The following is an 8,057-nucleotide window of genomic DNA, read 5'->3' on the forward strand; positions in this document are numbered from 1 at the left end:
TCATCGCCGCCGCGTCGCGCTGGCCTGCACCGCCATCACCACACCGAAGCCGGCCAGCAGCGAGACCGCCGCGGTGCCGCCCAGACTCAACAGCGGCATCGGCACGCCGACCACAGGCAGAAGCCCGGAAATCATGCCGCCGTTGACGATCACATAGACGAACAGCGCCAGGCCAAGGCTGCCGACCAGCAGCCGCGAGAAGCCGTCGCGCGCTTCGCTGGCGATCCACAGGCAGCGGCCGACGATGAACAGGTACAGGCCCAGCACCGTCACCACGCCGAGCCAGCCGAACTCCTCGCTGAGGACCGCGAAGATGAAGTCGGTGGTGTGCTCGGGCACGTAGTTGAGGTGCGACTGCGAGCCGTTGCCCCAGCCCTGGCCGGTGAATCCGCCCGAGCCGATGGCGATCTTCGACTGGATGATGTTCCAGCCCTCGCCCAGCGGGTCGGATTCGGGATCGAGGAACATCATGATCCGCGCCTTCTGGTAGGGCTGGAAATACCACAGCCATGCAGCCGGCGCGGCGATCGCGACGGCGCCGGCGCCCCCGATGAACCACCACCAGGACAGCCCGGCCAGGTACAGCGCGAATATCCCGCCCGAGGCCACCAGCACCGCGGTGCCCAGATCCGGCTGCAGCATCACCAGTCCGGTCGGCAGGCCGATGATCGCGGCGGCGACGAGCACGGTGCCAAGTCGCGGCGGCAGCGGCTGCTGGCCCAGCCACCAGGCCGTCATCATCGGCAAGGACAGCTTCATCAGCTCGGCCGGCTGGATATAGAACGCGCCGAGGTTGAGCCAGTGCTGGCCGCTGCGCCCGGTGCCCACCAGCAACACCGCGATCAGCGGCAGCAGCGACACCACATACGCCGCCGGGGTGAAGCGGCGCAGCTGCACGGCCGGCACCCGCGACAGCAGCCACATCGCGCCCAGGCCGATGACGAAGCGGCTGCCCTGCGACAACACCGCCGCCGTGCTCTGGTTGGTGGCGCTGTAGAGCACGGCCAGGCCGATCGCCATCAGTGCGCTCAGTGCGGCGAGCAGCGGCCAGTCGAGCGTGCGGGTGAAACGCTGCAGCATGTCGAGCAGCCAGCGCAGGATCACGTTCACGGCGTCACTCCGGGGAAGCGGCCGCTGGCGTCGCGCGGCGCGGTCCGCACGCCGGCCACCACCGCATCGAACGAAGGGGCGGCCTGTGGCGCCGTCCCGGCCCCCGCGGACGGCGCGCCGGTGACGGCATCGACTTCCATCTCCGGCATCTTGCCGAGCAGCCAGGCATCGAAGATCCGCCGCGCGATCGGGCCGGCGGTGGTGCCGCCATAGCCGCCGTGCTCGACGGTCACCGCGAGCGCGATCGTCGGGTTTTCCGCCGGCGCATAGCCGACGAACAGGGCCTGGTGGCGCAGGTGGTAAGGCAGGTTGCGCGGATCGGTACTGGCGCTGCCACGGCGGCTGACCCGCTGCGCGGTGCCGGTCTTGCCGGCCATGCGGTACTCCGCGCCGATCGCCATGCGCGTGCCGGTGCCGCGGCCGTGGATCGTGGTGACCATGCCCTCCTGCACCGCGCGCAGATGCTCGGGGCGATCGGTGATCGACGTCGGCGCCGGCCTCGGCACCGCGCGCCACGGCGCATCGAAGCCGTCACGGCGCTCGGCCGCCAGATGCAGGGTGTGGAGCTGCCCGCCATTGGCGATCGCGGCGGTGCCGCGGGCGAGCTGCAGCGCGGTGGCGATCCAGTAGCCCTGGCCGATACCGGCAATCACGGTCTCGCCGGCATACCAGGGCTCGCGGGTCCGCGTGGCCTTGAAGCGCGGTGACGGCACGATGCCGGCGTTCTCGCCCAGCAGGTCGATGCCGGTCGGCTGGCCGAACCCGTAGCGCGTCATGTATTCGTCGAATCGCTCGATGCCCATCTCGTAGGCGAGCTGGTAGTAGTAGTAGTTGACCGAGCGGGCGATCGAATCACGCAGGTCGGTCCAGCCGGCGCCGCGGGCGGCGTCGCGGTAGCCGCGGCGCTGGCCGGGAATGAAGAATTCGCCGGTCGAGAACACCCGCGACGCGGGCGTGCGCAGGCCGCTGTCGACGCCGGCCAGCGCGACCAGCGGCTTGATCGTCGAACCCGGCGGCCCGCCGCCGAGCACGTTGCGGTTGAACAGCGGCCGCGCCGGGTCGTCCATCAGGCGGCGGTAGTCGGTGTGCGAAATTCCGCTGACGAACAGGTTCGGGTCGAAACTCGGCAGGCTGACCATGCCCAGCACGTTGCCGGTGGCCGGATCGACCGCCACCGCCGAGCCGTGCAGGCCGCCGAAGGCCATGACCATGGCCTGCTGCAGGTCGGCATCCACGCTCAGGCGCAGGTCGGCGCCGGCGGTCGCCGGTTGCAGGCCCAGCCTGCGCAGCGCGCGGCCTTCGACATTGGTCTCGACTTGCTCGTAGCCGATCTTTCCGCGCAGCGCCTCGTCGTAGTAGCGCTCCAGGCCGGTGCGGCCGGTCTGCGGATACAGCAGGTGGGTGGGCCCGTAACGTTCGACATCGCTTTCGTCGGTGCGGCCCACGTAGCCGACCACATGCGCGAACAGGTCGCCGTAGGGGTAGTGCCGGTTGAGATAAGGCACCACCTCCACGCCCGGAAAGCGCCAGCGGTCCAGCGCGAAACGCGCCATCTCGTCCTCGCTGATCCGCAGCTTCAGCGTGACCGCGCGGAACGAGCGCTGGCCGCGGCGCTCGCGGTGGAACCGGATGATGTCGTCGGGCGACAGCGCGATGATCCGCGACAGCTCGGTGACCAGCCGGTGCAGGTCGCCGGCTTCCTCGGGGGTCACGTCGAGCCGGTAGGCCTGCTCGTTCTCGGCGAGGATGCGGCCCTTGCGGTCGAGGATCAGTCCGCGCCCGGGCACGACGGGCCGCGGCTTGATGCGGTTGGCCTCCGAGCGGGTGGCGTAGATGTCGTGGTCGATGACCTGCAGCTTGAAGTACCAGCCCGCCAGCACGCCCAGCGCGACGATCACCGCCGCCAAGCCGATCAGCGCACGGCTGCGGAACGCCGCCGTCTCGACGGCATTGCTGCGGATATCGTGGCGGCGACCGCGCCTGGCCATCGTCAGGGCCCGCCTAGGACCTGCGCCCGAAGCGCAGCGCGTCCATCACCAGGTACAGCGGCGCCCACAGCAGCATGCCGATCAGCGGCGCCAGCCAGTACGTCCACGGCAGCTGCGGCAGGCCCAGCGCGAAGTGGATTGCCGCGCTGACCACGCGGTCATTGAGCAGCAGGCCGCCGATCGCCAGCGCCTGCTGCGCGATGGGGAAGAACCGCAGCTGCGAGCGGAACCGCTGCAGGATGAAGGCCATGATCACCAGCCGCAGCGCCTGCTCGCCGAGCAGGCCGCCAAAGGCGAGGTCGGCGATCAGGCCCATCGCGAATGCGACGCCCAGGCCGACACGGTCGGGATCCTCGATCACCCAGTAGGCGATCACCAGCGCCAGCCAGAACGGCCGGAACGGCTGCAGGCCGGTGGGCAGCGGCAGCAGGCCCAGCAGCAGGGCCATGAACAGGCTGACCGGCAGCAGCCAGCGGTTGTGCGTGCGGCTCATCGCTGCGCTTCCTGCGCCGCGGGCGGCTCGCTGGCCGGCGCTGGCGCGCCGCCGGCGCCGGGTTCGACTTGGGCCGGCGCATCACCGTCCCCGCCAGCACCAGCAGCAGCGCCGGTCCCGATTCCGGCCGCGGCATCGGCTTCGTCCTGGGCGAGCGCCGCGGCCTCGCGCTCGGCGGCGGCGGCCTCGAGGTCGGCGGTCGTCACCGGCACCACCACATCGCGCAGCAGCAGCACATCGCGACCCCGATCGAGCTGGGCCGCGGGCCGCAGGTCACCGACCAGGAACGCGCGGCTGTCGTCGGGCTCCAGGCCCGTGATCGTGCCGACCGGGAAGCCGGGCGGAAACCGTCCGCCCAGCCCCGAGGTCACCAGGATGTCGCCGACCTCGACGTCGGCCGACAGCGGCACGTTGCGCAGGGCGAGATGATCGGGCCGGCCACTGCCGTAGGCGACCAGGCGCACGCCGTTGCGGGCGATGATCACCGGCACCGCGTGCTCGAGATCGGTCACCAGCAGCACGGTGGCGGTCATCGGGGTGACGGCGATGACCTGCCCCAGCAGGCCGCCCGCGTCGATGACGCTCTGGCCCACGCGCACACCGTTGCGGCTGCCGGCATCGAGCAGCAGGCGCTGGCGCGTCGGATCCTGGTCCACGTTGAGGATCGGCGCCAGCTGCACGTCCAGGCTGCCCTGCTCGACCGCGCCGAGCAGCGCCCGCAGGCGGGTGTTCTCGACCGCCTCCACGCGCAGCCGCGCCTGGCCGGCGTTGAGCACCAGCAGCTCGTTGCGCAGCCGGCGGTTGTCGGCGGCCATCCGGGTGCGGGTGGCGGCATCGTTGCGCATGCTCGTCCCCACCCGCGACGGCAGCCCGGCCAGCCACCACAGCGGCTGCATCGCGATGCTCGCCTGCTGGCGGAACTGCGACAGCCAGCCGCCCTGGTGATCGCTGACCAGCAGCGCGCACGACAGCGCCAGATAGGCCAGCAGGCGCAGGGTGCCCGCGACCTCGCCGGGCCTGGGAGCGGGAGAGCTGGCGTAGGAGGACACGGATCAGGACCGGCGAAGGACAGCGGGGATGGGGAGGACACGCGCCCCGCCCCGCGACGGCCTGCGCGGGCGGGCGCTGGCGGCCCGGGAGCGCAGGACGACGTCACGCATCAGGACGCGGCGCCGCTCGTGGAGGCCGGGGCCGACGGCATCAGTCCGCGAAGAACTCGTTGCCGTGCAGGTCGAGCAGCTCCAGCGCACGGCCGCCGCCGCGGGCCACGCAGGTCAGCGGATCCTCGGCCACCTGCACGTGCAGGCCGGTGGCCTCGCTGATCAGGCGATCGAGATCGCGCAGCAGCGCGCCACCACCGGTCAGCACGATGCCGCGCTCGGCGACGTCGGCGCACAGCTCGGGCGGGGTCTGCTCGAGCGCCTGCTTGACCGCCTCGACGATGCCCGACAGCGGCTCGCGCAGCGCATCGAGCACTTCGCTGGAGCTGATCGTCACGATCTTGGGCACGCCCTCGGCCAGGTGACGACCGGAGACCTCGACCTCGATCGGATGCTCCTGCGGGTAGGCGCAGCCGATCTCGAGCTTGATGCGCTCGGCGGTGGATTCGCCGATCAGCATGCCGTGGTTGCGGCGCACGTAGTTGATGATCGACTCGTCGAAGCGGTCGCCCCCGATGCGCGCCGACTGCGAGTAGACGATGCCGTTGAGCGCGATGACCGCCACTTCGGTGGTGCCGCCGCCGATGTCGACGACCATCGAGCCGCGCGCCTCGGTGACCGGCAGGCCGGCGCCGATCGCAGCCGCCATGGGCTCTTCGATCAGCGAGACCTCGCGGGCGCCGGCTTCGAGCGCCGAATCCTTGATCGCACGCTTCTCGACCTGGGTGGAGCCCGCCGGCACGCAGATCAGCACGCGCGGGCTGGGGCGCAGGAAGCGCGACTTGTGCACCTTCTTGATGAAGTACTTCAGCATCTCCTCGGTGTAGGTGAAATCGGCGATGACGCCGTCCTTCATCGGGCGATGCGTGGTGATGTTGCCGGGCGTGCGGCCGAGCATCTGCTTGGCTTCCATGCCCACGGCGGCGACGACCTTCTGGCCGGCGCTGCGATCCTGGCGCACGGCCACGACCGACGGCTCGTTCAGCACGATGCCCTGGCCGCGGACGAAGATGAGGGTGTTGGCGGTGCCCAGGTCGATGGACAGGTCGTTTGAGAAGAGACCGCGGAACTTCTTGAACATCGGGAGAGGGCGTCCGGCGAGATGGCGAAACGAAGCGGATTAGCCTAGCAAAAAAGCCGCCCGCACGCGGCCCCGGACCGCCCCCGATTGCGCCGCCGCCGACTGGTCGCTCACGCCTGGCGCCGGGCCTGCGCGCTGGCCTCGGCCTGCCCGCGCCGGTACCCTGTGTGCCCCCTACGAACGAGCTTCCACCCGATGCCTGCGCTGATCTGCGGCTCCCTGGCCTACGACACCATCATGGTGTTCCCTGACCAGTTCAAGAACCACATCCTGCCGGATAAAGTGCACATCCTGAACGTCTCGTTCCTGGTGCCGCGGATGCGTCGCGAATTCGGCGGCTGCGCCGGCAACATCGCCTACAACCTGAAACTCCTGGGTGGCGAGCCGATCCCGATGGGCACCGTGGGGCAGGATTTCGGCCCCTACCGCGAATGGTTCGAGGAAAACGGGATCGACCTGTCCCAGGTCCGCGAGATTCCCGACCTGTTCACGCCGCAGGCCTTCATCACCACGGATCTCGACAACAACCAGATCACCGCCTTCCATCCCGGCGCGATGATGCGCAGCCACGAGAATCACGTGAAGGACGTGCCGAACGTCACGATCGGGCTCGTCGGCCCGGACGGCCGCGACGGCATGCTGCAGAACGCCCGCGAATTCCACGAGGGCGGCATTCCCTTCATCTTCGATCCGGGCCAGGCCATGCCGTTGTTCAACGGCGAGGAGCTGCGCCACTTCATCGAACTGGCCGACTACGTCGTCGTCAACGACTACGAGTCCAACCTGCTGCAGGAGCGCACCGGCTGGGACGAGACGGTCATCGCCGGCAAGGTGCGCGCCTATATCTGCACCCGCGGCCCCAAGGGCGTGGTGATTTACGCCGACGGCACCAGCCACGACGTCCCGCCCGCGCACGAACGTCGCATCACCGACCCCACCGGCTGCGGCGACGCCTTCCGCGCCGGCCTGATCTTCGGCATCGAGAAGGGCTACGACTGGCTGACCATCGGCCGCATCGGCAATCTGATGGGCGCGCTGAAGGTCGAACACCCCGGCACGCAGAACCAGCGTTTCGATTACGCGGAGTTTTCGCTGCAGTTCAAGCAGCAGTTCGGCTATTCGCTGGAAAGTAGCAACGCCTGATTCCAGCGGTACTGAAGAGTACAAAGACAGGGCGGCCTTCGGGTCGCCCTGTTTCGTTGTGGCGCCACCCGCCAGGCCGGCCATCGCAACCCACAGCCGCTTCCGGGAAACGGGACCGTCAGGCGTGCCTATCGGGCGAAAGATCGCAGCGGCGCCGGGCGCGCTCGCTGTTACACCCGCAGATCGGCTGGTGTAACTCATACGCCCGCGTTTCAGCCGGATAACGCCGGAGGCTCCGGCACTGCGCGCTCATTGCAAGCGATTGATCCAGCAAGGTAAGCACCCCTATCCAGGGAGGCCTGCTTGCCCGATACTCGGCGCTACACCGCATTTAGGCGGTCCGATAGTAGTTAGGCCGCACGGGGGGGTGCATGCCTAGTCCAAAGAAATCGGTGTTTCTGGCTCTGCTTCTGGCTCCAGGCGTGGTCGTTGGACATAGTGGCGGCTTGAACAGCGAGGGGTGCCACACCAACAGAAGCACAGGCGACTATCACTGTCATCGGGCTAGTTCGGCCCAGGCGCCGGCAGCGTCCCGCCAAGACCTTGCTCCTGCGAGAGCCGCGCCAGCGGGTTCCACACAAGGCTCATTTCGCAACTGCGCGGCGGCTCGTGCCGCGGGCGCAGCACCAGTGCGACGCGGCGATCCGGGGTACGGTTCGCATCTGGACCGTGACAATGATGGGGTCGGCTGTGAGTAACTTGCTCGCGGTGCGGCCTAACAATTAATTCAAGCCGAACCCACTTCGTGGGTCGGCTTAATCAGGCGTTAGGCCGTGGTGGAACAAAACCTTCAGGTGGTTTCCGCTTCGGCAGTTTCCCGGTACCACCTGGCCACGGCTTCGGTCGCACCGCGCTTCAAGGCTCACCGGGCAAGCCCCGTCCCGCAGTCTGTGGCAAGCTCGGCAAAAGGCGGCAGTGCTGGGGAGCACGGTTGCGGCATCAAACCGTTCTGGCCACTCACTGCCTAACAAATCATTCAAGCCGACGCGGTAGTTCCTTCGCTTTAGTGGACACCCTGACCTAACTGTCAGGAGCGCCCCATGGCAACACCAGGCCCCAGAACAACCTACCGTTACACCGAC

The 8,057-nt window shown here is 69.0% G+C and carries 5 protein-coding genes and 2 pseudogenes; 2 read left to right on the forward strand and 5 right to left on the reverse strand.

What is annotated here, in order from left to right; genetic code table 11:
- The 5 genes and pseudogenes from rodA to EGK76_RS12970 all read right to left on the reverse strand — a co-directional run bounded on the left by rodA (nt 1) and on the right by EGK76_RS12970 (nt 5,832).
- Complete coding sequence (gene rodA, locus EGK76_RS12950; protein WP_096297122.1) at nt 1-1,110, reverse strand: rod shape-determining protein RodA; 1,110 nt, start codon at nt 1,108-1,110, stop codon at nt 1-3.
- 143 nt (nt 1,111-1,253) lie between these two features.
- Nucleotides 1,254-3,098: pseudogene (gene mrdA, locus EGK76_RS12955) on the reverse strand (penicillin-binding protein 2); the annotation flags it as partial.
- 13 nt (nt 3,099-3,111) lie between these two features.
- Complete coding sequence (gene mreD / locus EGK76_RS12960; RefSeq protein WP_123832865.1) at nt 3,112-3,591, reverse strand: rod shape-determining protein MreD; 480 nt, start codon at nt 3,589-3,591, stop codon at nt 3,112-3,114.
- Nucleotides 3,592-3,812: 221 nt separating this feature from the next.
- Nucleotides 3,813-4,640, reverse strand: a pseudogene (gene mreC, locus EGK76_RS12965) (rod shape-determining protein MreC); the annotation flags it as partial.
- Between the two features lie 151 nt (nt 4,641-4,791).
- Nucleotides 4,792-5,832, reverse strand: coding sequence for a rod shape-determining protein (locus EGK76_RS12970; RefSeq protein ID WP_096297118.1), 1,041 nt, complete (start codon nt 5,830-5,832; stop codon nt 4,792-4,794).
- A 195-nt stretch (nt 5,833-6,027) separates the two neighbouring features.
- Here EGK76_RS12970 and EGK76_RS12975 point away from each other — a divergent pair, with 195 nt between their 5' ends.
- Nucleotides 6,028-6,975 carry a carbohydrate kinase family protein gene (locus EGK76_RS12975; RefSeq protein WP_123832867.1) on the forward strand — a complete coding sequence of 316 codons (948 nt, stop codon included), beginning with the start codon at nt 6,028-6,030 and terminating at the stop codon, nt 6,973-6,975.
- Between the two features lie 371 nt (nt 6,976-7,346).
- On the forward strand, nt 7,347-7,673 hold the full coding sequence (locus tag EGK76_RS15760; protein ID WP_096297116.1) for an excalibur calcium-binding domain-containing protein: 327 nt from the start codon (nt 7,347-7,349) through the stop codon (nt 7,671-7,673).
- The last annotated feature ends 384 nt before the right edge of the window (nt 7,674-8,057 follow it).

The sequence above is a fragment of the Luteimonas sp. 100069 genome (genome assembly GCF_003813845.1).
Classification (GTDB): domain Bacteria; phylum Pseudomonadota; class Gammaproteobacteria; order Xanthomonadales; family Xanthomonadaceae; genus Luteimonas; species Luteimonas chenhongjianii.

Excerpts from the sequence above, each read along its gene's own strand:
- mreD (WP_123832865.1), bottom strand. The coding sequence starts at position 3,591 with ATGAGCCGCACGCACAACCGCTGGCTGCTGCCGGTCAGCCTGTTCATG.
- EGK76_RS12970 (WP_096297118.1), bottom strand. The coding sequence starts at position 5,832 with ATGTTCAAGAAGTTCCGCGGTCTCTTCTCAAACGACCTGTCCATCGAC.
- EGK76_RS12975 (WP_123832867.1), top strand. The coding sequence starts at position 6,028 with ATGCCTGCGCTGATCTGCGGCTCCCTGGCCTACGACACCATCATGGTG.
- EGK76_RS15760 (WP_096297116.1), top strand. The coding sequence starts at position 7,347 with ATGCCTAGTCCAAAGAAATCGGTGTTTCTGGCTCTGCTTCTGGCTCCA.